At 54.7% G+C, this 25,487-nt stretch carries 19 protein-coding genes; 11 read left to right on the forward strand and 8 right to left on the reverse strand.

Features of this window, described 5'->3' with window-relative positions; translation table 11 throughout:
- Nucleotides 1-56: 56 nt before the first annotated feature.
- Entirely contained in the window at nucleotides 57-2,912 is a 2,856-nt protein-coding gene (gene rcsC / locus ACIPUG_RS16540; RefSeq protein WP_203450159.1) for a two-component system sensor histidine kinase RcsC, read from the forward strand.
- A 37-nt stretch (nucleotides 2,913-2,949) separates the two neighbouring features.
- Here rcsC and rcsB read toward each other — a convergent pair whose 3' ends face one another.
- Genes rcsB through ACIPUG_RS16555 form a run of 3 tightly spaced genes read right to left on the reverse strand, consistent with a single transcriptional unit; the run spans nucleotide 2,950 to nucleotide 7,485 of the window.
- Nucleotides 2,950-3,600 (reverse strand): response regulator transcription factor RcsB, encoded by a 651-nt coding sequence (gene rcsB, locus ACIPUG_RS16545; RefSeq protein WP_005976164.1) that lies wholly within the window; start codon nucleotides 3,598-3,600, stop codon nucleotides 2,950-2,952.
- Nucleotides 3,601-3,608: 8 nt separating this feature from the next.
- Complete coding sequence (gene rcsD, locus ACIPUG_RS16550) at nucleotides 3,609-6,299, reverse strand: phosphotransferase RcsD (RefSeq protein WP_400339303.1); 2,691 nt, start codon at nucleotides 6,297-6,299, stop codon at nucleotides 3,609-3,611.
- 16 nt (nucleotides 6,300-6,315) lie between these two features.
- Entirely contained in the window at nucleotides 6,316-7,485 is a 1,170-nt protein-coding gene (locus ACIPUG_RS16555; protein WP_400339306.1) for an MFS transporter, read from the reverse strand.
- 401 nt (nucleotides 7,486-7,886) lie between these two features.
- Here ACIPUG_RS16555 and menF point away from each other — a divergent pair, with 401 nt between their 5' ends.
- The 6 genes from menF to menE all read left to right on the forward strand — a co-directional run bounded on the left by menF (nucleotide 7,887) and on the right by menE (nucleotide 15,200).
- A complete protein-coding gene (menF, locus tag ACIPUG_RS16560; RefSeq protein ID WP_400339308.1) occupies nucleotides 7,887-9,203 on the forward strand; it encodes an isochorismate synthase MenF in 1,317 nt (438 codons plus the stop codon).
- 220 nt (nucleotides 9,204-9,423) lie between these two features.
- The gene (menD, locus tag ACIPUG_RS16565) at nucleotides 9,424-11,106 is read left to right on the forward strand and encodes a 2-succinyl-5-enolpyruvyl-6-hydroxy-3-cyclohexene-1-carboxylic-acid synthase (RefSeq protein WP_400339309.1); all 1,683 of its coding nucleotides are present in this window, start codon (nucleotides 9,424-9,426) and stop codon (nucleotides 11,104-11,106) included.
- Nucleotides 11,094-11,894, forward strand: coding sequence for a 2-succinyl-6-hydroxy-2,4-cyclohexadiene-1-carboxylate synthase (gene menH, locus ACIPUG_RS16570; RefSeq protein WP_205544666.1), 801 nt, complete (start codon nucleotides 11,094-11,096; stop codon nucleotides 11,892-11,894). Before menD ends, menH begins: the two co-directional genes overlap by 13 nt.
- Nucleotides 11,895-11,899: 5 nt before the next feature.
- Nucleotides 11,900-12,757 carry a 1,4-dihydroxy-2-naphthoyl-CoA synthase gene (gene menB / locus ACIPUG_RS16575; RefSeq protein ID WP_010301311.1) on the forward strand — a complete coding sequence of 286 codons (858 nt, stop codon included), beginning with the start codon at nucleotides 11,900-11,902 and terminating at the stop codon, nucleotides 12,755-12,757.
- Nucleotides 12,757-13,728 carry an o-succinylbenzoate synthase gene (menC, locus tag ACIPUG_RS16580; RefSeq protein WP_400339312.1) on the forward strand — a complete coding sequence of 324 codons (972 nt, stop codon included), beginning with the start codon at nucleotides 12,757-12,759 and terminating at the stop codon, nucleotides 13,726-13,728. Before menB ends, menC begins: the two co-directional genes overlap by 1 nt.
- A complete protein-coding gene (gene menE / locus ACIPUG_RS16585) occupies nucleotides 13,716-15,200 on the forward strand; it encodes an o-succinylbenzoate--CoA ligase (RefSeq protein WP_400339314.1) in 1,485 nt (494 codons plus the stop codon). Before menC ends, menE begins: the two co-directional genes overlap by 13 nt.
- Before the next feature lies 1 nt (nucleotide 15,201).
- Here menE and ACIPUG_RS16590 read toward each other — a convergent pair whose 3' ends face one another.
- Nucleotides 15,202-15,411 (reverse strand): catalase, encoded by a 210-nt coding sequence (locus tag ACIPUG_RS16590; RefSeq protein ID WP_400339315.1) that lies wholly within the window; start codon nucleotides 15,409-15,411, stop codon nucleotides 15,202-15,204.
- A gap of 252 nt (nucleotides 15,412-15,663) precedes the next feature.
- On the opposite strand from ACIPUG_RS16590, the gene ACIPUG_RS16595 reads away from it, so the two are divergent.
- Nucleotides 15,664-16,203 (forward strand): YfaZ family outer membrane protein, encoded by a 540-nt coding sequence (locus ACIPUG_RS16595; protein ID WP_039274709.1) that lies wholly within the window; start codon nucleotides 15,664-15,666, stop codon nucleotides 16,201-16,203.
- A gap of 408 nt (nucleotides 16,204-16,611) precedes the next feature.
- On the opposite strand, the gene tyrP is transcribed toward ACIPUG_RS16595, so the two are convergent.
- Nucleotides 16,612-17,820 carry a tyrosine transporter TyrP gene (gene tyrP, locus ACIPUG_RS16600; protein WP_039312270.1) on the reverse strand — a complete coding sequence of 403 codons (1,209 nt, stop codon included), beginning with the start codon at nucleotides 17,818-17,820 and terminating at the stop codon, nucleotides 16,612-16,614.
- A 221-nt stretch (nucleotides 17,821-18,041) separates the two neighbouring features.
- Between tyrP and ACIPUG_RS16605 the strand changes: the two genes are divergently transcribed.
- The gene (locus ACIPUG_RS16605) at nucleotides 18,042-19,235 is read left to right on the forward strand and encodes a nicotinamide mononucleotide deamidase-related protein YfaY (RefSeq protein WP_400339318.1); all 1,194 of its coding nucleotides are present in this window, start codon (nucleotides 18,042-18,044) and stop codon (nucleotides 19,233-19,235) included.
- Between the two features lie 412 nt (nucleotides 19,236-19,647).
- Here ACIPUG_RS16605 and ACIPUG_RS16610 read toward each other — a convergent pair whose 3' ends face one another.
- The 3 genes from ACIPUG_RS16610 to tesA form a co-directional block, all read right to left on the reverse strand.
- A complete protein-coding gene (locus ACIPUG_RS16610) occupies nucleotides 19,648-20,508 on the reverse strand; it encodes a co-chaperone YbbN (RefSeq protein ID WP_400339320.1) in 861 nt (286 codons plus the stop codon).
- 110 nt (nucleotides 20,509-20,618) lie between these two features.
- A complete protein-coding gene (locus ACIPUG_RS16615) occupies nucleotides 20,619-21,389 on the reverse strand; it encodes an SDR family oxidoreductase (protein WP_400339323.1) in 771 nt (256 codons plus the stop codon).
- 28 nt (nucleotides 21,390-21,417) lie between these two features.
- Nucleotides 21,418-22,101 carry a multifunctional acyl-CoA thioesterase I/protease I/lysophospholipase L1 gene (tesA, locus tag ACIPUG_RS16620; RefSeq protein ID WP_071822632.1) on the reverse strand — a complete coding sequence of 228 codons (684 nt, stop codon included), beginning with the start codon at nucleotides 22,099-22,101 and terminating at the stop codon, nucleotides 21,418-21,420.
- Between tesA and ybbA the strand changes: the two genes are divergently transcribed.
- Nucleotides 22,024-22,755: a putative ABC transporter ATP-binding protein YbbA gene (gene ybbA / locus ACIPUG_RS16625; RefSeq protein ID WP_400339325.1), complete on the forward strand. Its 732-nt coding sequence runs from the start codon at nucleotides 22,024-22,026 to the stop codon at nucleotides 22,753-22,755. The two genes, tesA and ybbA, sit on opposite strands and share 78 nt — an antisense overlap.
- Complete coding sequence (gene ybbP / locus ACIPUG_RS16630; protein WP_400339327.1) at nucleotides 22,752-25,181, forward strand: putative ABC transporter permease subunit YbbP; 2,430 nt, start codon at nucleotides 22,752-22,754, stop codon at nucleotides 25,179-25,181. Before ybbA ends, ybbP begins: the two co-directional genes overlap by 4 nt.
- Nucleotides 25,182-25,487 lie beyond the last annotated feature (306 nt).

The following is a 25,487-nucleotide window of genomic DNA, read 5'->3' on the forward strand; positions in this document are numbered from 1 at the left end:
TCGACTCTCGGTAGTGTATCAGCCAACTGGTTCTTCCATTATTCAACGGTATCCATTTGAAATATCTCGCCTCATTCCAGACCACATTAAAGGTGTCCCGCTATTTGTTTCGGGTTCTGGCGGTCATGCTGTGGGTATTGGGCGCGCTGATATCCGTTTTTTATGTCACTAAAGTATTGAATGAAAAAGAATCAGAGCTGCGGCAGGAGTATAACCTCAGCTTTGATCAGTCGCAGGGTTACATCCGACACGCGTCGGATATTGTGCGCGAACTCCAGTATCTGGCGGCAAATCGCCTGATGCTGGCAAGAGAAAAGGCAGAGCCGCCAGCGGAAGGGGGCCCCGGTGTCTCCGTTTATGCACTGGCTCCCGGCGCAACCTGTTCCACACAATATGGTGGGAATGCGGCGCTGCTCTCATTGAGCCATTTTTTCAACGGCTGGCAGGATAATTTCTCTGCCGTCTACGATCTTAACCGGGTCTTTTTTGTCGGTGGCGATCGGCGCTGTATGGTTGATTTTGGCATCCGTAACCAGTCACTCGACCGTGATAACTTGCTTAAAAATGTGCAGGATCGGTTTCAGGATCAGAAGAAGAGCCGCACCCAAAGCGGACGCGATGAAACGATCTATTGGATTACCCCTGCTTCGATCCCCGATGTCGGCTATTTATATGCGCTGACGCCGATTTATGTGGATAACAAGCTGGAAGTCATCATGGGGATTGAACAGACGATTCGTCTGGATGACTTCGTCACCATGGGTAAATTTCCGATCAGTGCCCGGCTGCTGGATCAATATAATCAGGTTGTTTTGCAGTTTTCCGATGATAAAGAGCGTTACGCTTCTTCGGTAGACGGCTATCCTTCCGATCATAACTATTTCGGTTATGTGAATGGGTATGATGAACTCATTCTGAAGAAGTCGCTGCCGCCGACGTCATTCAGCATCGTATATTCGCTGCCGTTGAAGGTACTGCTCTCCCATATCAGTGCCTTGATGATCAACATGCTGGTGCTGAATATGCTATCGGCTATCTTGCTGTTTGTATTGGCGCTGGTGTTTGAGCGGAAAATGCTGTTGCCAGCAGAAGTGAATGCGTTCCAGTTGGAAGAAAACGAGCAATTCAACCGCAAGATTGTCGCATCGGCACCGGTAGGCATTTGTATCCTGCGTATTAATGACGGCACGAACATCCTCAGTAACGAACTGGCGCACAACTATCTCAACCTGCTTACCCACGAGGATAGGCTGCGCATTACCCGCATCATTTGCGAGCAGCAGTCCAAGTTTGTGGATGTCATGACCAGCCGCAATCATCACCTGCAAATCAGCTTTGTCCATTCGCGCTATCGTAATGAAAACGTGGCGATTTGTGTGCTGCTGGACGTCAGCGCGCGCGTCAAAATGGAAGAGTCGCTACAGGAAATGGCGAATGCCGCCGAGCAGGCAAGCCAGTCTAAATCGATGTTCCTTGCCACCGTCAGCCATGAATTGCGTACGCCGCTGTACGGGATTATCGGTAACCTCGATTTACTGCAAACCAAATCGCTGCCGCAGGATGCCAATCGTCTGGTTGCCGCGATGAACAACTCTTCCTCACTGCTGCTGAAAATCATCAGCGATATCCTCGATTTTTCCAAGATTGAATCGGAGCAGTTGAAGATTGAAGCGTGTGAGTTTGCGCCGCATGAAGTCATCAGCCATATCACCAGCAACTATCTCCCGCTGGTGGTCAAGAAACGCCTGACGCTGTACTGCTTTATCGATCCGAATGTGCCGGTCAGCCTGTTCGGCGATCCCGTACGTTTGCAGCAGGTGTTATCTAACCTGCTGAGTAATGCCATCAAATTTACAGACACGGGCTGCATCATTTTCGAAGTCGGCTGCCGCGATGGTTATCTGGAATTTGTGGTGCGTGATACCGGCGTGGGGATTCAACCTCGCGAGGCGGTGAAGCTGTTTGATCCGTTCTTCCAGGCAGGGAGCGGTGTTCAGCGCCATTTTCAGGGCACGGGCTTAGGGCTGGCGATTTGTGAAAAGCTGGTCAATCTGATGGATGGAGACATTACCATCGAATCGGAGCCGGGGCTCGGTAGTCTGTTTGGCGTCAGAATTCCGCTGTATAAAGCGCACTATGCCCCAGCGGCGATCAATGCCAGCCTGCAAGGGAAAACGTGCTGGTTGAGGATACGCAATGCCCGGCTAGAGGCTTATCTGCTGACGCTGTTGCAGGATCAGGGGTTGCAGGTGGCGCGTTATCAGAATCAAACCGTGTCGCCTGATGATGTGATGATTAGCGATTACGCGTCAGAAGAGGACGTTAACGTTCGGGCGCATATCGTGATGAGTGGCTCGCATAACGGGTTAGCGCAGGAAGTGAGTGATGGGCACTGGGTGCAAGGGACGTCCACGCCTCAACATCTGCCGGATTTGCTGGAGAAAATCTATCGCTCAGAAAGCGAGGACAGACATCGCATCGAGATTTCACCGCCGCTGACCAGCTACGTACGGGTTGAGAATGGCGACATTATGATTCTGGTGGTTGACGATCACCCCATCAACCGTCGACTGCTGGCGGATCAGCTCAGTTCTCTGGGCTATCAGGCGATGACGGCGAATGATGGCGTGGACGCACTGGGCGTATTGAGTAAAAACCATATCGATATCGTGCTGACGGATGTCAACATGCCGAATATGGATGGTTATTTGTTCACACGACGTATGCGTGAGCAGGGGTTACGTTTCCCGGTTATCGGCGTAACGGCAAATGCGTTGGCGGAAGAAAGAGAGCGTTGCCTCGGGGCTGGGATGGACCACTGTTTGTCAAAACCGGTTACGCTGGATACGTTGCAGCAGGCGTTGGCGCATTACAGTAACGTGGTGCGTCAGGCGAGAACTTCTGAGGAATAACCTGCACCAGCGGCTGCCGGTGCAGGAGAGGAAATCCTTAGTCTACCTGCGTCGCGCCGCCGTTAACGGAGGACAGGTAATTCAGCAGGGCGATATCGTTCTCGACGCCCAGCTTGGTCATGGCTGACTTCTTCTGGCTACTGATCGTTTTGATACTACGATTCAGTTTTTTGGCGATTTCGGTAACCAAAAAGCCTTCTGCAAACAAGCGCAGCACTTCACTTTCTTTCGGGGACAGGCGTTTGTCGCCGTAGCCGCTGGCGCTGATTTTCTCCAGCACTTTGGATACGCTGTCCGGCGTGAATTTCTTCCCTTTTTGCAGGGCAGCCAGCGCCTTGGGTAAATCGGTCGGCGCACCTTGTTTCAGTACGATGCCTTCGATATCCAAATCCAGCACCGCGCTCAGAATTGCCGGATTATTGTTCATGGTAAGAACAATAATAGAAAGGTGAGGAAAATGGCGCTTAATGTATTTAATGAGGGTAATACCATCGCCGTATTTATCGCCTGGCATGGATAAATCGGTGATTAAAACATTAGCGTCCAGCTTAGGTAGGTTATTGATCAGCGCTGTTGAGTCTTCAAATTCGCCAACCACATTGACCCATTCAATCTGCTCAAGCGATTTTTTGATGCCAAAAAGAACAATAGGATGGTCGTCGGCAATAATTACGTTTAAGTTACTCATCGTTTTGGTTACTCATCTTGTTGGCTACCTTGCTGCCCTTTAGGTTCTGCTGGGGATAGTAATGCACTGACAAACCTCTCAATTTCATGAAGGTTAGCCTCGATCTGTTCACTATCATGCGCGGTAATATGCTGTTCAAGCTGTTCACACAACTGCTTGCCAGGATGCAGATTAAGCATGGCAAACACGCCTTTCAGCCGGTGTGCCGTCTGCGAAAGCGACGGAAAATCGCCTGCTTCCACTTCAGTATACAGCCTCTTTAAATCATCCGGTACTGTCTCCACGAACAGCGAATAATAGTCGCTTGCTGCTAATTGTGCGGCGTAAAATTCGACATTATCCGGTTCCCCTTCCTGTAGCGCATCGGGTGATGTTTCCAGTTGTAGCTCAATCAGCTTAAGTAATGCCTCCAGCAGGAGGTGGCTGATATTATAATTCACCCGCAAACGGCGCGGGCCCAAAGGCGTTACTGTGTCATCGTCATGACTCAACAGCAGCGTATAATCTGCTTTTTTCTCCGGGTCGTCAGTCATGCAAATATCCGCTTCCTGATTAATCTGGCGTTCATCGCTAACCAGATAATTCGCACCCCAGCCCGTCAGCATATTGCCGACAATATGCTGTACTTCATCAGACGTCACATCCAGCAGAACGGTAATACCATCCAGCAGTTTTTCTTCCTCAACGGGAAGCGCTTCCGGCTCCAGTTTTAGCGTCAGAATATAGTGTGTGCCTAATCCGGCCTTACTGTTGATCGTTAACGCGCCGCCCAGTTTATTACAGAGTTGATTGCACAAAAATAAGGTCAATCCTGAATTTTGTCCGAAACGATCGGACGTTGCAGGATGCAGGAAAGGGTGTCGAATATTTTCCTGTTCTTTGCCTGAAACATTCGTTCCCGTATCGCTGATCTGAATAATCAGCGTATCCGACTCATTATTTTTTCTATCAATCGATACCGTAATCTTGCCGTAATCCGTATTGGTCACCGAATAATTCAGCAACAGCGTCAGCGTCTTTTTCAACAGCTCGGCATCGCCCACGTAGGTTTGATCCATATCCAGATTGTAATGATGGAATAGGGTCAGACCTTTTTGATTCAATCGTGGCAGCAGCTCAAGGAGAACATGGTCGATAGCCGTTAGCAGTGAAAAACTTTCGTTGACCACATTCCATTCCTGCGCTTCCAGTTTTTCGTGCAAGGCAATATTTTCCAGCAGCTCAATCGCGCAGCGGGTATCTGCCGTTAGCTGATCCAGCGTGGGTGTCGGTACGGTTGCTGTCTCGCTGTGGCGTAGCGCATGAATATGCTGCCGTAGTGAAATCAGCGGCTGTTTGAATTCGCTGAGCAGGTTTTGGAATAACCGTTTTCTGGCATGAATATTCTTTTCGTATTCACGCTGGGCGAGCAGCAGTTTGCGCTGTACCAGAATCTCTTTATCCTGTTCACGCAGCAGGAAGAGGCAATAGTCAGGCGAATATTGGCTGCGGATTTGGCGTATTTCATACATCTCATTATTAATCGTGACCTGAATAACGCCCTGATGTTCGTCCGCCATATTGGTGATTTTTTGCAGACTCAGGTGCGGAAGCAACTGCTCTGCGCGCTCATTCTGTATGACGACTTTATTGTTGCTGAAATCATAAACCAGCACGCCCATTGGGATTCTGCCCGTCGTTTCGCGGTAAATATTCAGCGTCTTTTCCAACTGGCGAGAGACATCCTCACCGGGATGCGCATACTGCCGACGGAAAAGATAAAAGCCGACGATGGACAAACTCAGCAGAACCAGATTCAGCAGCAGAAGCCAGACGTTATTACGCAATGAATCAATAATCAGGGCTTTTACCGGCACCTGAAAAACGATTTTTATCGGTGCATTGACGAGCGTGGCGGAGATTTCAAGATTAGAGCCATGAAGCTGAACGTCAGCCGTGCCTTCGCCATTATTGTTGTCCATATTGCTGGCCGCCGGCGTATCCGGCTTCAGCATAAGATGCTCACGCGGAATGGTGTCTGGGATTAAATCGTTAATCGGTAAATCGAACGCCAGAATCGTCGCCAGATGGCCCGGCTGATTGAATGTGGTGCGCAGCGTAAAATAGTAGTCGTTATAGAAGCGTAATTTACGCAGCGGGGAAAAACTTTCGCGTTCGTCTAATACATTCGCCTGTTGCAGCATTTCCGTCCGGCGGGCTTCGGCGATGACCGTAATGTAATTACCTCGGAACTGTGAGGAGATATCTTTCAGCGTCTGCGTGGAAATCATCGTCAGGCTGTTGTCGATACCATTCAGGTAATACATGGAATAGACGCTATTCTCCGCTCCCCAGAGAATATCAAGATAACGTGATATCCGGCGAACCGAGGTGAGCGTCCCTTTATCGTGTTGCCCAAAAATCAGCGCGTCCGTTTTCTGACCGTTTTTTTCTACGTAGAAAACATTCGGCATTAGATTAATGGCGGTAATGTTGGTGTCGCTAGCGCTAGCGGCTGGCTCGCTGTTCAGGCTGCCGTATATTTGATAGGTGAAAAAACGATAGGTATCGACGCGTTTTTGTATGCCCTGAGCGATGGTCGTCAGCGAGTGCTTTTTGTCCGCCAGCAAATCGTTGATGTAGTTATAGCCAAACGTTCCGGTAATCAGGAGCGAGAGCACGGTAAGGAGTGAAAAATAACGCAGGATCATGGCTGGCATCAATTAACGCTCCTGATTAGCGGATAACGGCACGTGCGCTGGCGCTAACGCCCAGCAATAGCAGTGCGACAAACCCGAATGCGGTAGCCAAATTGCTGAACTGTGCAATAAAGCCAAGAATGGTCGGGCCGATCAGAATACCTGCATAGCCTACGGTAGTAATGGAGGCGATGGCCAGATTCGGCGGCATGATCTTTTGATTCCCCGCTGCGCTGAATAGGATCGGCACCACATTCGATGCGCCAATACCCACCATCACAAAGCCCAGAATGGCGGTGATAGCATTATCAATGCTGATCGTTAACACCAGACCAAGTGCGGCGCAGAGGCTGCCACCGGTCAGAATCGCGTAGCGGCCGAGCGCGTTAACAATACGATCGCCGTTCAGCCTGCCCAGCGTCATCGCGACGGAAAATGCTGCATAGCCCATGCCCGCCTGCGCACCGCTCAGGTTGCGTTCAACCGTTAAAAAGAGCGCGCTCCAGTCCAGTATGGACCCTTCGGCTAAGAACATGATGAAGCACAGTGAGCCAATGAACATCACCCAGCCGCGCGGGATGACAAACAGTGGGCCGCCTTCATCTTGATTTGTAGTGCGCAGCAGGTGTTGATGCGCGGTTGCCATCACTAGCAGCATAAGTGCGACAATCGCCAGGATTGCTATCAGCGGGGACAGGCCAAGCCACAGCAGGGCGCTGACGCCGCCTGCGCCGACAATCCCCCCGATGCTAAAGAAACCATGAAAACCGGACATCATCGCCCGGCCGCTCGCCCGTTCGACGATGACAGCCTGAATATTCATCGCGACATCGATCATCCCCATGGACGCGCCGAAAAAGAGCAGCGTTATCGCCATCAGAGGCAGCGTTTCTGCCTGTGTCAACGCGGGCAAGACCAGACAAAGCAGCGCGCTTGCCAGCAAAATAACGCTGCGGCACCCCAGTTTACTGGTGAGAAAACCGGTCAGCGGCATAGCTAAGAGTGAGCCAATACCGAGAGAAAGCAGCAACATCCCCAAAGAGGCATCACTGATAGCCAGCCGCGTTTTGACAAAGGGCACCAGCGGCGCCCAGGACGCCATAGCAAAGCCCGCAACAAAGAAAACGATGCGCGTGGCCGCCTGTGCTTTCTTGCCTGGCAGATTCTGATTAATGCATAACGGGTTGGAATTCAGCGTTGTACTCATCCTGATGAGGCTATCCGGTCGACGTAACAAAGGCCTATTTTTACCATAGTTAGCGGTCTGAATGGAAAGAATCCTGATGTACGGTTTTGGCGTGAGGGAAGAAGGAAGAGGCGGGGCAGTGGCGCGGGCAAAAAAATGCCGATTAGATAATCGGCAAAAGAATCGGTCAATTGAAGCAATAATGATGATGGAAGAGGATTTTAGAGCGATGCGCGCGACCCGTTTTGCCGTTTGGTGCGATTTTAGCCCGTGTTCACCGTTATGGTCATGAAGATAACCCTAAAAAGTGCGGTGGGACGTACCCTGCTGAGGGTAGCCTGTTGGTCTTGCGTAACCTCTCACCCACGACGTGTTTTTTTCCCGTATAATCCCCTACTTTGTGTTAGGTCTCCGGGGTAACGGTGAAACAACTTTCCGACTTGCTGCAGCATCTACAGCAGGATTTGCGCGAGCCACAGCCTGAACGCGCAGGTTTCAGACAAATAACGCGTTCGTTGACCCTCAGCGACGCGTCTGAGCTATTGCCGTGGCTGGCGACTCAGCCAGTGTACCCCCAGTTCTATTGGCAGCATCGTCAGGATCGTGAAGAAGCCGCCGTGTGCGGCAATGTGTGCGGGTTTCACCACATTCAGGATGCTGAGGCATTCCTTGTTCAGCAGCAGTGCGATCCCGATGTGCGTATCTGGGGGCTGAACGCGTTTAATCAAACGAAAGAGGGCGGTGCTTCTTCACCTAGCTACCTGTTTTTGCCCCGGGCGGAACTGCGGCGTCAGGATGATACACTTAGCCTGACTATTAACCTGTTCAGTGACACGTCATTGCAGCAGGATGCCATTGAAGCCTCGGCGTTTATTAACCTGCTTCTGCCGCCCGCTCCGCAGCCTCTTTTGCATGCGGAAGTGCAGTCTGTCGGGCATCAGCCGGAGCGTCAGGGATGGATCGATTTGCTCCAGCGGGCGCTGCATGACATCAATACTGGGCTGATGGAAAAAGTGGTTCTGGCGCGGGCGACCACACTCACGTTGACGCAGCCGCTACAGGCCACCACCTTTATGGCCGCCAGCCGAGCGGCAAATCACCACTGTTTCCATTTCATGCTGGCGCACGATGCGCGTCATGCGTTTCTCGGTTCCAGCCCGGAGCGGCTTTATCGCCGTCGGGGCAGCGAACTGGAAACGGAAGCGCTGGCGGGGACGGTGGCAAGCGATGCGCGCAAAGCCACGGAACTGGCCGACTGGCTGATGAATGACACCAAAAATCAGTGCGAGAACATGCTGGTGGTGGATGATATTTGTCAGCGATTACAGCAGTCCGCGCTGTCGTTGGATGTGATGCCGCCGGAAATTGTGCGCCTGCGTAAAGTACAGCATCTGCGCCGTACCATCCACGCCACGCTGCACACCGCATCCGATAGCGCGTGCCTGAATGCGTTACAGCCCACGGCTGCCGTTGCGGGTCTGCCGAGGCAAGAAGCTCGCCGTTTTATTGCTGAACATGAACCGTTTGAACGCGGCTGGTATGCGGGTTCCGCAGGTTACCTTTCGCGTCAGCAGTCTGAATTCAGCGTGGCGCTACGTTCGGCAGAAGTGCGGGATCATGTTTTAACGCTTTATGCCGGAGCCGGAATTGTGGCAGGTTCTGATCCAGAACAAGAATGGCAGGAGTTAGAAAACAAAGCAGCAGGGCTAAGATCCCTGTTAGACGGTGATATGTCATAGTTTTGTTTTATGGTTGTTGTGCGAGGTACTGGTTTATATCAAAGTCAGCGCGATAAAAAAAAATATAATAAGGCTGATCTCGATGTTTGCTGAAGGTCAACCAGGCCGACAACAGTTTGATCATTCGTATTTTGCCTATATCCATCATTTTCTGTGAGCATACAGCCAGTACACAGGAAGATGGCGGGAATAACCTGCAACCTGAGTTGTTGAGTACAACATGTCAACAAGTGTATTTAATCGCCGCTGGGCTACATTACTGCTGGAATCGCTGACCCGCCACGGTGTCCGGCATGTCTGCATCGCGCCTGGTTCTCGTTCCACCCCGCTGACGCTGTCTGCGGCGGACAATCACGCACTGATTTGCCACACGCATTTCGATGAGCGGGGGCTTGGGCATCTGGCGCTGGGGCTGGCAAAAGCCTCGCGTGAGCCGGTTGCGATTATCGTGACGTCAGGCACCGCCGCGGCTAACCTTTATCCCGCCATCATCGAAGCTGGGTTGACCGGCGAACGGTTGGTGGTGCTGACAGCCGACCGCCCGCCGGAACTGATTGATTGCGGTGCGAATCAGGCGATTCGCCAACATGCACTGTATGCTTCACACCCCACGCTGGCGCTGGATTTACCGCGCCCCACGCCCGACATTCCGGCTAGCTGGCTGGTTTCCTCTGTGGATAGCGCAATGGCGCGACTGACGCACGGCGCGTTGCACATTAACTGCCCTTTTGCTGAACCGCTGTACGGTGCCGATGATGGCACGGCGTATCAGGGCTGGTTAATGACGCTCGGCGACTGGTGGAACAGCCGTGAACCCTGGCTGCGTGAAATGCGCCAGAGTACGCTGGCGGTGCAGCCGGACTGGCCGCAGTGGCGACAGAAGCGGGGCGTTGTCCTCGCCGGTCGCGTGACGCCAGAACAAGGCGCGCGACTCGCGGCGTGGGCGAACGAACTGGGCTGGCCGCTGATTGGTGACGTCTTGTCGCAAAGCGGGCAGCCGTTACCCTGTGCGGATATCTGGCTGGCGCATCCTGATGCGGCGGCTCGTCTGCGGCAGGCGGAAATTGTCTTGCAGTTCGGCGGCAGCCTGACCGGTAAGCGCCTGCTGCAATGGCAGGAACAGTGCCAGCCGCAAGAATTCTGGTTAATTGACGATTTGCCGGGACGGTTGGATCCGGCTCACCATCGCGGGCGCCGTCTGGTGGCAGACGTGGGCGAATGGCTGTCTGCACATCCGGCACATAAACAAGCGCCGTGGGCGGATTTGTTGGCGGATATTGCCGACAAAACGCAGCGGCAGATCGACGCGCATCTGGCTTCCCGTTTTGGTGAAGCGCAGCTGGCGCAGCGCATACCGGCGCTGTTGCCGCCGGATGGACAGCTGTTTGTCGGCAACAGCCTTGTGGTACGCCTGATCGACGCGCTGGCGCAACTCCCGCAGGGATATCCGGTGTACGGTAACCGCGGAGCCAGCGGCATCGATGGCCTGATCTCCACGCTGGCCGGTGTACAGCGTGCCACGTCAAAAGCCACGCTGGGCATCGTCGGCGATCTTTCTGCGTTATACGATTTGAATGCGCTGGCGCTGCTGCGTCAGGCTCCCGCACCGCTGGTGCTGATTGTGGTGAACAATAACGGCGGCCAGATATTTTCCCTGCTGCCGACGCCGGTTGCACAGCGTGAAGCGTTTTACTGTATGCCACAAGATGTGGAATTCGGGCACGCGGCCGCGATGTTTGGCCTGAATTACGTGCGCGCCGAGAGCTGGGAACAGCTGGCGAATACGGTGGCGGATTGCTGGACTCAGGGCGGCGTCACGCTGCTGGAAGTGGTGGTTGAACCGAAGGACGGCGCAGCAACGCTTAATGAACTGGTCGCGCAGGTGGCGACGTGGGCGCACTAGAGTTTCAAGGGCTAAGCTGCCGGAAGGTGACGCATGGCGCGGTGGATTCTGGGCAGCCGTGGCTGGTGTGCCTGCATGGTTTATTAGGCTGTGGCGAAGACTGGCTGCCCGTTCTGCCGTTTTGTCGCGACTGGCCGGTGTTGCTGGTGGATTTACCCGGACATGGTGCATCGCGAACGATTTCCACAACAGATTTTGCCGATGTCAGCCGCCAGTTAAGCAAGACGCTGTTGGATCAAGGCATTGAGAATTACTGGCTGCTAGGCTATTCGCTCGGTGGGCGTATCGCGATGTATCACGCCTGCAACGGACAGCATGACGGCATGCTGGGGCTGCTGGTCGAAGGCGGTCATCCCGGTCTGGCAACGCCGGAGCTGCGTATGGAGCGTATCCAGCATGATGCACGCTGGGCGCAGCGCTTTCGTCAGGAGCCGCTGCCCACGGTCTTGCAGGACTGGTATCAGCAGGCGGTGTTTGCCGATCTGGATTCAGCGCAGCGTGAACAGCTGATCGCGCGCCGCAGCACGAATCACGGTGCGTCCGTTGCGGCAATGCTGGAAGCGACCTCGCTGGGGCGACAGCCCTTTTTAGCGGAACAGCTCCGGCACCTGTCGATACCTTTTGTTTACTTATGCGGTGCCAGCGACGTGAAGTTTCAAACGCTGGCGGCGCAATACGGCCTGCCGTTACTGAGCGTGGCTCAGGCGGGCCATAATGCTCATCAGGCGAATCCAACGGCCTATGCCGAGCGGGTTCGCTCTTTTCTTTTGCATCACGTTAAGGATTGATAACTATGCTTTATCCGAGTGAAGATCTGCTTTACGCACCGATTGAATGGCACGATTGCAGCGGCGACTTCGCCGATATTCTCTACCATAAATCCATCGATGGCATTGCCAAAATCACGATTAACCGTCCTCAGGTTCGCAACGCATTCCGTCCGCAAACGGTAAAAGAGATGATTCAGGCGCTCGATAATGCCCGTCACGACGACGGCATCGGAACGATCATTCTGACTGGCGCTGGCGATAAGGCATTCTGCTCCGGCGGCGATCAGAAAGTACGCGGCGACTACGGCGGTTATCAGGATGACAGCGGTGTGCATCACCTGAACGTGCTGGATTTCCAGCGTCAGATCCGTACCTGTCCGAAGCCGGTTGTTGCGATGGTCGCGGGCTATTCCATCGGCGGTGGACACGTTCTGCACATGATGTGTGACCTGACGATTGCTGCAGAGAACGCGATCTTCGGTCAAACGGGTCCACGCGTCGGTTCTTTCGACGGCGGCTGGGGCGCGTCTTACATGGCGCGCATCGTGGGTCAGAAGAAAGCGCGTGAAATCTGGTTCCTGTGCCGCCAGTACGATGCGGCGCAAGCGCTGGATATGGGACTGGTTAACACCGTGGTTCCGTTGGCAGATCTGGAAAAAGAGACGGTACGCTGGTGCCGTGAAATGCTGCAAAACAGCCCGATGGCGCTGCGTTGCCTGAAAGCGGCACTGAACGCAGACTGCGACGGTCAGGCTGGCTTGCAGGAACTGGCGGGGAACGCCACCATGCTCTTCTACATGACGGACGAAGGGCAGGAAGGCCGTAACGCGTTCAACGAAAAACGTCAGCCTGACTTCAGCAAATTCAAACGGAATCCGTAATGCGTCAGGTCACTCTCTATCGTTACAGCGTGCCGATGGAAGCCGGAGTGGTGCTGCGCAATCAGCGTCTGAAAACCCGCGATGGGCTTATCGTTCGCCTGCAAGACGGCGAGCGATTGGGCTGGGGCGAGATTGCGCCGCTGCCGGAATTCAGTGTGGAAACGCTGGCAGAGGCGGAATCAGCCGCGCTTGAACAGCTAAAATCGTGGGCGGCAGGGGCGGCATTTTCTGACGATCTTCCGCCTTCTGTTGCTTTTGGCTTGAGCTGTGCGCAGGCCGAGCTGGATCAGCGTCTGCCGCAGGCGGCGGACTACCGCAAAGTGCCATTGTGCAGCGGCGATCCTGACGAGCTGTTTGACATGCTACAGGCGATGCCGGGCGAGAAAGTGGCAAAGATCAAAGTCGGCCTGTACGAAGCGGTGCGTGACGGCATGATCGTTAACGTGCTGCTGGAAGCCTTGCCGGATCTGAAACTCCGTCTGGATGCTAACCGCAGTTGGACGCGTGCCAAAGCGGACGGCTTTGCCCGCTACGTTGCACCGTCATTGCGTTCGCGCATTGCGTTTCTCGAAGAGCCTTGCAAAACCCGTGAGGAATCTCGTGAGTTTGCGCGGGAAACGGGTATCAGCATTGCCTGGGACGAAAGCGTGCGCGATGCGGATTTTCGGGTGGAAGCCGAGCCGGGTGTGAGCGCGATAGTGATCAAGCCTACGCTGGTCGGTAGCCTCGCTCGCTGCCAGCAACTGGTGCAGGAAACGCATCAGGCTGGATTAACGGCGGTGATCAGCTCCAGCATCGAATCCAGTCTGGGCTTAACGCAGCTGGCGCGTTTGGCGCATTGGCTGACGCCGGACACGATCCCAGGGTTGGACACGTTGGATCTGATGCAGGCGCAGGTGATTCAATGCTGGCCGGAGAGCGCGTTACCGCTGCTGGCTGCTGAGCAACTGGACGTGGTATGGCAATCCTGACTGACTGGCCGTGGCGACACTGGGCTAACCAGACGTCCCAGCTTGTTTCGTTGAATAAACCTGTTTCGTTGAATGAGTCTGTCGCCTTGATTGACGACGAAATCCGCTGGAGCTGGCAGTCGCTTGCCCAGCGGGTGGATCATCTGGCAACGCATTTCACACAGCAAGGCGTGATGGCCGAGAGTACGGTTGCGCTACGCGGGAAGAATAGCGTCCAGATGCTGTTCAGCTATTTGGCGCTGTTACAGTGCGGTGTGCGCGTGCTGCCGCTGAATCCACAGTTACCTGATGCACTCACCGAGGCGCTGCTGCCCACGCTGAATGTGTCGTATGGTCTGTGCCTGAATGATAAACCGTTGCCGAATGCGATACGCACGCTTTCTTTACCGCCAATTTCTTTGTCATCAGACTCTTCGCCATCAGGCGATACCGAAGAAAGTCACTGCATCGACCGATTACGCTGGCAGGCCGATCGGCTGGCGACGCTGACGCTGACATCCGGCTCCAGCGGGATGCCAAAAGCAGCGGTGCATTCATTTGCTGCCCATCTCTCCAGCGCGGAAGGTGTGGTGCAGATGATGGCATTTTCCTCCAGCGACAGCTGGCTGTTGTCACTTCCGCTCTTTCACGTTTCCGGGCAGGGCATTGTCTGGCGCTGGCTTGCGACTGGGGCAACGCTCGTTGTCCGCGCACATCAGCCTCTGGATAGTGCATTGCGCGATTGCACCCATGCTTCTCTGGTGCCAACGCAACTGTGGCGACTGCTGTCAGAGGGGACATTCCCTTCGGCATTGAAGGCCGTATTGCTTGGCGGCGCAATGATTCCGCAGGCGCTGACGCAACAGGCGGAAGCGCGAGGCGTTAGCTGCTGGTGTGGCTATGGTCTGACGGAACTGGCGTCTACGGTCTGTGCGAAACGCGCTGACGGGCGTTCGGGCGTCGGCGTGCCGCTGCACGGGCGAGAGATTCGGCTGGCGGAGGATGAAATTCTGCTGCGTGGCAGCACGCTGGCCGCAGGCTATTGGCGTGACGGAAAACTGATTCCACTGGTCGATGATGACGGCTGGTTCCACACGCGGGATCGCGGGCGATTTACCGAGGATGAATGGCACATTCTCGGGCGTCTGGATAACCAATTCTTCAGCGGTGGAGAAGGGATTCAGCCCGAGAATATCGAAGCCGTATTGTTGGCGCATCCTGATGTTCAACAGGCCTGCATTGTGCCTGTTGACGATGCGGAGTTCGGCCACCGTCCTGTTGCGGTATTGGAGGTGGCACAAGCCACGACGCTTGATGCAATACGCGATTGGCTACAGCCACAGCTTGCCGGATTTCAGCGTCCGGTCGCGTATTATGCGCTGCCCGCTGAACTGAAAAATGGTGGGATTAAGCTCTCTCGCCAGCAGGTGAAAAGCTGGGTCAATACCATGCACCATTCGCCCAACACAACAGGCCGCGCAGCGCGGTCATAGGTTAGTTGTCCGGTGCGCTGGTGCCGGATTTCGCCACCTTTCGCGGATGATTGGTCTGATTATTGGCGCTGGTTTCACGATCAAACAGCGCCAGCTTCTCCAGAAACCACATGTCCTGAAACCGCATCGGGCTGTGCCTGTCGGAACTCATCGTGTGAGGGGTATCCATCGCCGTAGCGCGCTTTTCTGTGGCTAATTTTCCTTCTCTCATCATCGTTTCCTTCTGCCTGTTTTATCGTCATCCATGGTGATTACTATTATTCACTTTGTCTTTTTTGAGCAAATAGGCCGCGCTTATTGCTGCTATTGTCAGCAGCGCTGAAGGCAAACTTTCATGATTATTAAAAGAATAAATCGCTGCTCAGGGCAATTTCATGCTGGAGTGAGGGGGCGTTTCGGGTAGAATCGGCAACGATAACACCTTTACACGCGCGTTTAACGACGGTTTTTAAGGATATTGAAAATGAAAAAGTTTGTGATTGCCTGTGCAGGAAGCTTGTTACTTGCAAGTGCTTCTGTACATGCCATTAGCCTTTCCGGGGAAGCAGGTCGCGATTACGCTGGTGCCAGTGCGGGCTTCGGTCTGGGCATTCCTGGGCTTGCGGGCAATGTGAGCTATGCCCACGGCGACAACAACAATGATGTATACGGCTTCGGCCTGGGATACACCATTCCTGTTGGTCCACTCAAGCTGACGCTGGGTGGTAAAGCGCTGTACCTGAATCAGGATCACGGTAATGATGGCTATGGCGTCGCATTGGGCGGTGGCGTGCAGTGGCCGCTGAGCCGTCAGTTCTCGCTGTATGGTGAAGGTTACTATTCACCGGATTCCTTCTCCAGCCATGTCGACCACTATGTTGAAGGGAAAGCAGGCGTACGCTGGCAGGTGTTTGCACCGCTGAGCGTTGATGTCGGCTACCGCTACATCAACATGGCGCGTGAGAACGGCCCGGATAACAGACTGGCGGATTCTGCCTATATTGGCGTTGGTCTGAGCTTCTAATATACCCGTCATACTTCAAGCCGCAGGCGTGTTGGCAATACTCGGCTCATCTCTGGGCCTCGCCCTGAAGGGCCGCCGCAAGCGGCGTTCAAATTGGCTAAGCCAATTTGTCCTCGCTCACCCCAGTCACTTACTTGTGTAAGCTCCTGGGGATTAATGGACCTCATAAATGAGGTCCACCCTTCGGGCCAGCATTAGCGCTGTTCAAATCGGTATCTAACCGATTTGTCACTGCGTCGCCGCCTGCCTGCAACTCGAATTATTTAGGGTATCGTGGTTCGAAAGAAAAAGAGCGTGAATGTTGAGTTCACGCTCTTTTTTTATGACGGACATCCTTGTCCGTCACCCTATGAGCATAAAAAAACGCTCCCAGCGTTTTTTTATGTCTTGGATTAACCAATGAGAAGGTTAACTAATCGACGGTAGCCAGCCTGCTACCATCGCCAGTTGGATCAGGATAATCGCTACGCCGCTGGCGAAGACCAGTGCCAGGACCGGCGCGCCACCGCGCGTTGCGCGTATTTCAGGACGCTGTTTGCGTACCTGCCAGCTCAGCAGAACGGGAATAAGCAACGCCAGCACGGCCAGCGCAATCGCCGCATAGCCTAGCGCCATCACAAAACCTTGCGGATAAAAGAGAGCAAACACCAGCGGGGGAATAAAGGTCAGCAAGCCCGTTTGCGCACGCCCGATGATGCTATTTTTACGTTTAAACAGATCGGCTAAATAGTCGAACAATCCAAGCGCCACGCCGAGGAAAGAGGTCGCCAGTGCCAAATCGGCAAACAGGTGGACGGCCAGTTCAACGTGCGGTGAGGCAACTAGCGTGCGAATCGCCTGCATCAACCCATTCAATCCCGCCTGATCGGCCAAAATAGCGTTGAATGTTGAAGAACTGAGGCTGCCTAGCATCACAAGCTGCCAGAAAATATAGGCAATCAGCGGTATCACGCTACCGATAAGGAATATTCGGCGCAGCTTACGACTGTCGCCACCCATGTAGTGCACGATACTGGGGATACTGCCGTGAAAGCCGAACGACGTCAGGATAACGGGTAATGCCGAGAGCGTCAGACCCTGTTGCAGCGGCAGCGTTAGTAGGTTGACGCGCTGAATATGCGGCACCATGACGGCCAGCATGATGACAAGCATCAGTACTTTGCCGCTAAACAGGATACGGTTAAACAAATCGACGGAGGAGGTGCCGATACAGACGACGCCGCCGGCAACCAGCGTGAAGAGCAGAATGCCTGCGGACAATGGAAGTGAGTAGCCACTCCACTGGCTGATGCTGCTGGCGAGCAGCTCGCCTGCGCCGCTGATATACGCTGCCGTGAGCGCATACATCAGAAATAGCATGCTGAAACCGGTGATCCACTGTCCCCAGCGGCCGAGGTAGATTTTTGCCAACGTGCCTAGCCCGGTGTGCGAAGGCTGATGCTGATACACTTCAACCAGCAATAAGGCGCTGTAACACATCAGTGCCCACAAACCGATTAATATCATCAATGTAGTACCAAACCCGACGCCGGCGGTTGCTAGTGGCATCGCCAACATTCCAGCTCCGATAGTGGTGCCTGCAACGATAAAAATGCTGCCAAGAGTACGATTTTTCACCTATTCCTCTATAAATAGCGTGGCTATCCAGATATTTTTGGCAGCAGGGTAGAGTATTCAGTGATTTCTGTCAAAACGCCGTTACGAGGGGTGTAATTTTATATTTACACTGGAGTGAGGTTCGTCGGCGTTGGCGTATTCTTCGGCGGGCTGAAAGAAATATTGTGTTTGTTCATCCGACTTTTTAAAGTGGTTTCAGGATCGTCACGAGGAATAAAAAAATGCTTAGGGTCGAGATGTTATGTACCGGCGATGAAGTGCTGCATGGTCAGATTATTGATACCAATGCGGCCTGGCTGGCGGATTATCTGTTTCAGCAGGGATTACCGATGACCAGCCGGATGACGGTGGGGGACGATCTCGATGCGCTGGTGACGGCGATAACGCAGCGTAGCCAGATAGCCGATATCCTGATTGTGAACGGCGGCTTAGGGCCGACCAGCGACGATCTCAGCGCGTTGGCAGCGGCTACCGCAGCAGGAGAAGGGCTGGTTGAGCACGCGGAATGGCTGGCGCGTATGGAGGCGTTCTTTGCCGAGCGTGGCAGAGTGATGGCACCGAGCAACCGTAAACAGGCGCAAATCCCCGCCAGTGCGGAAATGGTGGATAACCCGGTTGGCACCGCCTGTGGCTTTGCACTGCAATTGAACAAATGCCTGATGTTTTTTACGCCGGGCGTGCCATCTGAGTTTAAAGTCATGGTCGATCAGCAAATTATGCCGCGCCTGCGTGAGCGTTTTGCTGTCGCAGATGCCCCGCTGTGCCTGCGCCTGACCACCTTTGGCCGATCCGAGAGCGATCTGGCAAGCCAGTTGGACGGCATGGCGTTACCGCCGGGCGTGGTGCTGGGCTACCGCTCTTCGATGCCGATTATCGAGCTCAAGCTAACCGGCCCTGCTGCACAGCAGGAAAACATGGAGCAACTGTGGGAAACGGTGCGCACCGTGGCAGGGGAAAATACCATTTTTGAAGGAACCGAAGGGTTACCGGCACAGCTGGCACGGCGTCTGGTCGAACGTGATATGACGCTGGCAGTGAGTGAAGATTTCACGGCAGGATTGCTCAACTGGCAGCTCCAGTCGGCAAATACGCCGCTGGCGGGCGGAGAACTGCTGGCAAAGGTTGAGGATACTAACCTGTCTGGGCTAGCGGACTATGCTCGCCATCTGGCGGAGCGTCAGGGGGCGTCGTTAGCGCTGGTTGTGGGGAGCCGGAATGATGCGGAGCTGTCATTAGCGCTGCATACGCCGGAAGGATCTTTCGCCCAAACGATACAGTTCAACGTACAGCGCTACAGCCTGAAAACGCATCAGGAAGTCGTTGCGATGCTGGCGATGAACATGCTGCGCCGCTGGCTAAACGGCTGGTCAGTGTACGGCGGACACGGTTGGATTACGGTGCTGAAGACGCTGTAGTCAGCGGTGGGATCCAGAGTGCCTCTGAATCGCATTTTTATGCCGCTATTGAAGCTGTTTCGTGCGCGATGATACCGTTATTTTCATGCTACCTCGTAGCACGCGCCCGACACGGGACGGCTCAATCGCCGCTCGCCCCGTGACCCCAGGCTTTCGGCGAGAATTATGTCGCTACGCGATACCTTCGTCGGTATCTGGCTTAACGGACTGCTTGCGACACGTTCCCGACGTGGCGCAAGCTTTCGCCGCGTCCTGCGGCTCATCCGAAGCCAGCTATCTCCTCAGCATAATTTTTTACGCCGAGTTAGTACGCCCGAAACTATCACAGCAATTCAGCATAAAACGATAAGACGGGTATTCGCCTGAAAATAAAAAGGCCAGAATCAACGTTCTGGCCTTTTCCACAAGAGAATCAATACAGCAACGAGTAGAGCTGTCGACGGTAGCGGGCGGCGAGGGCGTCGCTGGTGCCGAGGGCGGCCATGATGTCCATGAGCGTTTTACGTGCGCTGCCGTTAGCGGCGGCCAGATCTTTCTTCAGGAAGCCCATCAGCAGTTCGAGCGCTTCTTCGTTACGCCCAACCTGATGCAGTTGCAGCGCCAGCTGTACTGCCAGCTCCGCATTTTGCGGGTCGGCGTCCAACTGCTGCTGTAGATGCTGAATTTCTGGCGTATCTGCTGCCTGTTTCAGCAATTCAATCTGGGCAACAAGGCTGTGATAGCGGGTATCCCTGTCTTGCAAAGGAATGGTGGCCAACACGGCTTCCGCATCTTCACTGCGGTTGATCTGAATTTGTACTTCTGCCAGCATCAGACCGATATCGCTGCGCTGCTGGCTGAGTTGCCAGGCGTCTTTCAGCAGTTGCATCGCTTCCGGCAGTTTGTCTTCCTGAATCAGCTGCTGCGCCTGTGCGACTTTCAGCTCTTCTTCTTTCGGCAGCGCGCGTTTCAGCAATTCACGAATGGCTTCTTCCGGCTGTGGCCCCTGAAAACCGTCCAGCGGCTGAGCATCTTTAACTAGATACACGGTTGGGATTGAGCGCAGGCCAAACTGAGCCGCGACGCGCTGTTCGGCATCACAGTCAACCTTCGCCAGAACAAACTGTCCTGCATATTCCTGCGCCAGCCTGTCCAGCACCGGTTCCAGTTCCAGACAGTGCTGGCTACGCGCCGACCAGAAGTAAAACAGGACTGGCAGTGTCGTGGAGTGTTCCAACACCTGATGCAGGTTGGATTCATTGACGTCAACGATAGTCGCTTGTTGTTCTAACATGAGTAGTCTCTCTTACTTCTTGAATTCATTTGACTCTTAGATGGGGCCTGTCGGTGTCACTTACAAGCCTTGTGCAGAGGTGAGTGCGCAATACATCGCCCTCTGCGACCTTATCCTCGTAATACCTTATCCAGAAGACACCCCGGTAGCAAACGACGCAGCCAGGTTAAGGCGTGAGCCACCAGCGTCACGGGATAGCGTAATTTAGGCCGTGAGCTTTCCAGCGCATGATGGAGCTTCGGTAATATCGCTTCCGGCGGCAGCGTGAAGCGCTTGGCGATGCCGGGGTTGGTCACCGGTTTGTCCGTCTGCGTCTGTGCGACATTGCTGGTAAAGCGCGTACTGATCGGGCCGGGCTCGATCAGGCTGACGTGCAGACCGCTGCCGTGTAATTCCATACGCAACGCATCTGACCAGGCTTCCAGCGCATATTTGCTGGCGGCATACGCACCGCGACCCGGCGTTGACACCAGTCCCAGCACGGAACTGGTCTGGATGATGCGGCCTTCACTGTGCGGCAGCATCGCAGGTAATAACAGCTGCGTGAGCTGATGCGTGCCGAACAGGTTGCTGGAAAACTGCCGTTCAAGCTGCTGGCGCGAAATGGTATTCAACGGACCATACAGGCCGTATCCGGCGTTATTAAACAAACCGTACAGGCGGTTATCGGTCAGCCTGATCACCTCCGCAGCGGCTTGTTCCACGCTGGCGCTGTCATCCAGATCGAGCGTAATCGTTTCCAGACCGAGCGCAGTCAGGCGAGCGACATCCTCTGTACGGCGGCAGGCTGCAATCACGCGATAGCCACGTTTTTGCAGATCCTGAGCGGCAATCAGGCCAATGCCGCTGGAGCAACCGGTAATGAAGACCGTTTTTTGCATAACTTTACCTAATTCAAAAGCCTATTTATTAAGACTCATGGTTAACTAAGGGTTCCAGCTGCTTCGCCATCCATTCTGCGATAAACGGTTGGGCATCCCGGGTTGGATGGATGCCATCTTCCATCATCCACTCCGGTTTAAGATACACCTGCTCCATAAAGAAAGGCAGCAGAGGAAGCGCAAACTGCTCCGCCAATTTGGGGTAGATATTGCTGAATGACTCGGTGTAGCGACGGCCATAGTTGGTCGGCAAACGGATCTGCATGAGCAGCGGCTGGGCGTTAGCCTGTTTGACCAGCGTGATGATTTTCGTCAGATCCTGCTCAATATTGGCTGCCGGAAATCCCCGGAGCCCATCATTGCCGCCCAGTTCAATCAATACCCAACGCGGCTGATGCTGTTTCAGCAGGGCAGGAAGTCGCGCCAGTCCTTGTGCGGTGGTGTCACCGCTAATACTGGCGTTAACCACCGCGATGCCTTTTTTCTGCGTCTGCCACTGCGTGTTCAGCAGCGTTGGCCACGCGTTAGCGGCCGGCATCTGGTAGCCCGCACTGAGGCTATCGCCCAGAATTAATAATGTGTCAGCGGCGAAAGCGCGTACGCTGCATAATCCCAGAAGCAAAAGGACGAAAACATGTTTGCGAAGACCAGCCCAGCGAGTGCTACGCCAAGCGAAACTGCGCACGTAGAAAACATTCTTGAAGTTCATCATCTTAGTAAGCACGTTGGTCAGGGAGAAAATCGGCTTTCCATCCTTACCGGAGTTGAGCTTATTGTCAAACCTGCGCAGACAATTGCCCTGATTGGGGAATCCGGTTCGGGGAAATCGACCTTGCTGGGAATTTTGGCCGGGCTGGATGATGGCACAGAAGGCGACGTGAGCCTGATGGGCAAATCACTCAACGCATTGGATGAAGAGGGTCGTGCGGCGCTGCGCGCTCAGCACGTTGGTTTTGTCTTTCAGTCTTTCATGCTGGTGCCGACGCTGAATGCGTTGGAGAACGTGCAATTACCCGCGTTGCTGCGCGGTGAAAGCGACAGCCACAGCCGTGGTCAGGCCGAGCAGCTGTTACAGCAGCTCGGGCTAGGTGAGCGCTTACATCATCTTCCCACTCAGCTTTCCGGCGGTGAGCAGCAGCGTGTGGCGCTGGCACGCGCGTTCAGCGGTCGTCCTAACGTCTTGTTTGCCGATGAACCTACCGGGAATCTGGATCGTAAAACCGGTGAACGCATCGTTGATCTGCTGTTTTCCCTCAATCGCGATTATGCCACGACGCTGATTCTGGTGACGCACGATGAACAGCTGGCGGCGCGCTGCGAGCGACGTCTGCGGTTAGTCGACGGCAAGCTGCGGGAGGACGCATGATCTGGCGGTGGTTCTGGCGCGAATGGCGCTCTCCTTCATTATTGATTGTCTGGTTAGCGTTAACGCTGGCGGTGGCTTGCGTGCTGGCGTTGGGCACGATCAGCGACCGCATGGAAAAAGGGCTTAGCCAGCAGAGTAGAGATTTTCTGGCAGGCGACCGCGTGCTGCGTGCATCGCGGCCTGTCGCGGACACCTGGCTTCAGGAAGCAGAGCAGCGCGGGTTGACGCTTAGCCGCCAGATTTCTTTCATGACCATGACGTTTGCGGGCGATACACCGCAGCTGGCGCAGGTTAAAGCGGCGGACCAACGCTATCCGCTGTACGGTAATTTGCAGACGCGCCCCGAAGGGCTGCATGCGGAAGCGGGAACGGTGCTGGTGGCTCCACGCCTGTTGGCCTTACTTGATCTGAAAGTCGGTGACATGCTGGATGTCGGCGATACCTCGCTGCGTATCAGCGGTGAACTGATTCAGGAACCGGATTCCGGCTTCAACCCGTTTGAGACTGCGCCACGTATTCTGATGAATCTGGATGATGTCGAGAAAACCGGTGCGATTCAGCCGGGAGGACGCATTACCTGGCGCTACATGTTTTCTGGCAATGAGAAGCAAATTAGTGAGTTTAGCAACTTCATCAAGCCGCAGCTCAAGCCCGATCAGCGCTGGTATGGCATGGAGGATTCTGAAGGGGCGCTGAGCCAGTCGTTAAAGCGCTCGCAGCAGTTCCTGTTGCTGTCGGCGTTGCTGACGCTGCTGTTATCTATTGCCGCGGTCGCGGTGGCGATGGGGCACTACTGCCGCAGCCGCTATGATTTGGTCGCTATTCTAAAAACGCTGGGGGCAGGCAAACAGGCGCTGAGGCGATTAATCATCGGGCAGTGGCTTTCCGTACTTGGCCTGGCGGCGGTTTGCGGTAGCATGCTCGGTCTGGGGTTTGAGGCGCTGTTGATGAAAATGCTGGCGCCGGTGCTGCCTGCGACACTGCCTGCCTCCGGGCTGTGGCCGTGGGTATGGGCGCTGGGATCGCTGGTGCTGATCTCACTGCTGGTTGGGCTGCGTCCGTATCGACTGCTGCTGGCGACACAGCCGCTGCGTGTGTTGCGTCAGGATGTGGTGGCGAACGTGTGGCCGCTGCGCTATTACCTGCCGATCGTCCTGATTATTGTCGTCGGGCTGCTAGCCGTGTTGTCCGGTGGCGGCGTACTGCTGTGGTCGCTGCTTGGCGGCGTGGCGGTGCTGTCGCTACTTTTGGGTGTGATTGGCTGGGGCGGTCTGCTGCTGCTACGGCGTTTGACGGTTAAACGACTAGCGTTGCGTCTGGCGATTAATCGCCTGCTGCGGCAGCCGTGGTCGACGCTCAGTCAACTGGCTGCGTTTTCGCTGTCCTTCATGCTATTGGCGCTGCTGCTGGTGATGCGCGGTGATTTGCTTGAACGCTGGCAGCAGCAGTTGCCGCCGGGTAGCCCGAACTATTTCCTGCTGAATATCACGGCAGATCAGGTGCCACAGATAAGGGATTTCCTTTCTCAGCATGAGGTGATGCCGGAGCAGTTCTTCCCCATTATTCGTGCGCGCCTGACGGAGATTAATCAGCAGGTTGCGACGGAGGTGATCCACGAGGACGATCCGGGGGGTAACACGGTGAACCGTGAGCTGAACCTGACCTGGATGAACGGGATCCCGCAACACAATGTGTTGGTAGAGGGCGAAGCGCCGAAGACGGGAGAAGTCTCGATGGAAGCGAAAGAAGCCAAAGAGATGGGGATAAAGATTGGCGATACGCTGACCTTTACTGGCGACACGCAGCCGTTTAGCGCCACGGTGACCAGTTTCCGTCAGGTGGATTGGGAAAGCCTGCGTCCGAATTTCTTCTTTATTTTCCCTGTGGGGGCGTTGGATAACCAGCCGCAGTCCTGGCTGACCAGCTTCCGCTACGATGGCGACGAGAAGATGATTACGCAACTGAATCGCCAGTTCCCGACGGTGAGCGTGCTGGATATCGGCAGTATTTTGCGTCAGGTTGGGCAGGTCTTGCAGCAGGTAAGTCGCGCGCTGGAGATTATGGTCATCCTGGTCCTGTTCTGTGGTGTGCTGCTGTTGCTGGCTCAGATTCAGGTCGGGATGCGTCAGCGACGTCAGGAACTGATGGTGTATCGAACGCTGGGGGCTGGGCTGCGTCTGCTGCGTACCACGCTGTGGTGTGAATTCGCGGTGCTGGGCCTGGTTGCGGGAACGGCGGCGGCGATTGGCGCAGAGTCGGCTCTGTGGCTGTTGCAGCGTAAGGTCTTCAACTTTGCCTGGGAACCGAATATCGGGATGTGGATAGCACTGCCGTTAATCGCGGCGTTCCTTTTGTCGCTCTGCGGCGGCTGGCTGGGACTGCGGCTGTTATGTGGTAAAGCACTGTTCCGGCAGTTTTCGGGATAAAAATGTATTTACTGAGTTAGCTTCAGGCAATAAATACAATAGCGTGATGATTTTGCTCATCATCCGGCGTAAAAAATTATGCAGCGGTGGGCATGAACGTCGAGTGAGCGACAGGACGTCGCGAAAGCCAGTGCCGCGTCGGGAACGCGTCACTGGCGGCTCGATTAACGGTCATGAACACCGATGGCACCGCAAAGCGGCATAATTTAGCCGGAAAGCCAGGGTTCGCAGGGCGGCGGCGATTGAGTAACCGTGTTGTTAGTCAAGTCCTCTAACCGGCTACCACCCCATGATTTTTATCATAGG

It is taken from the genome of Pectobacterium sp. CHL-2024 (assembly GCF_044751765.1).
Lineage (GTDB): Bacteria > Pseudomonadota > Gammaproteobacteria > Enterobacterales > Enterobacteriaceae > Pectobacterium > Pectobacterium brasiliense.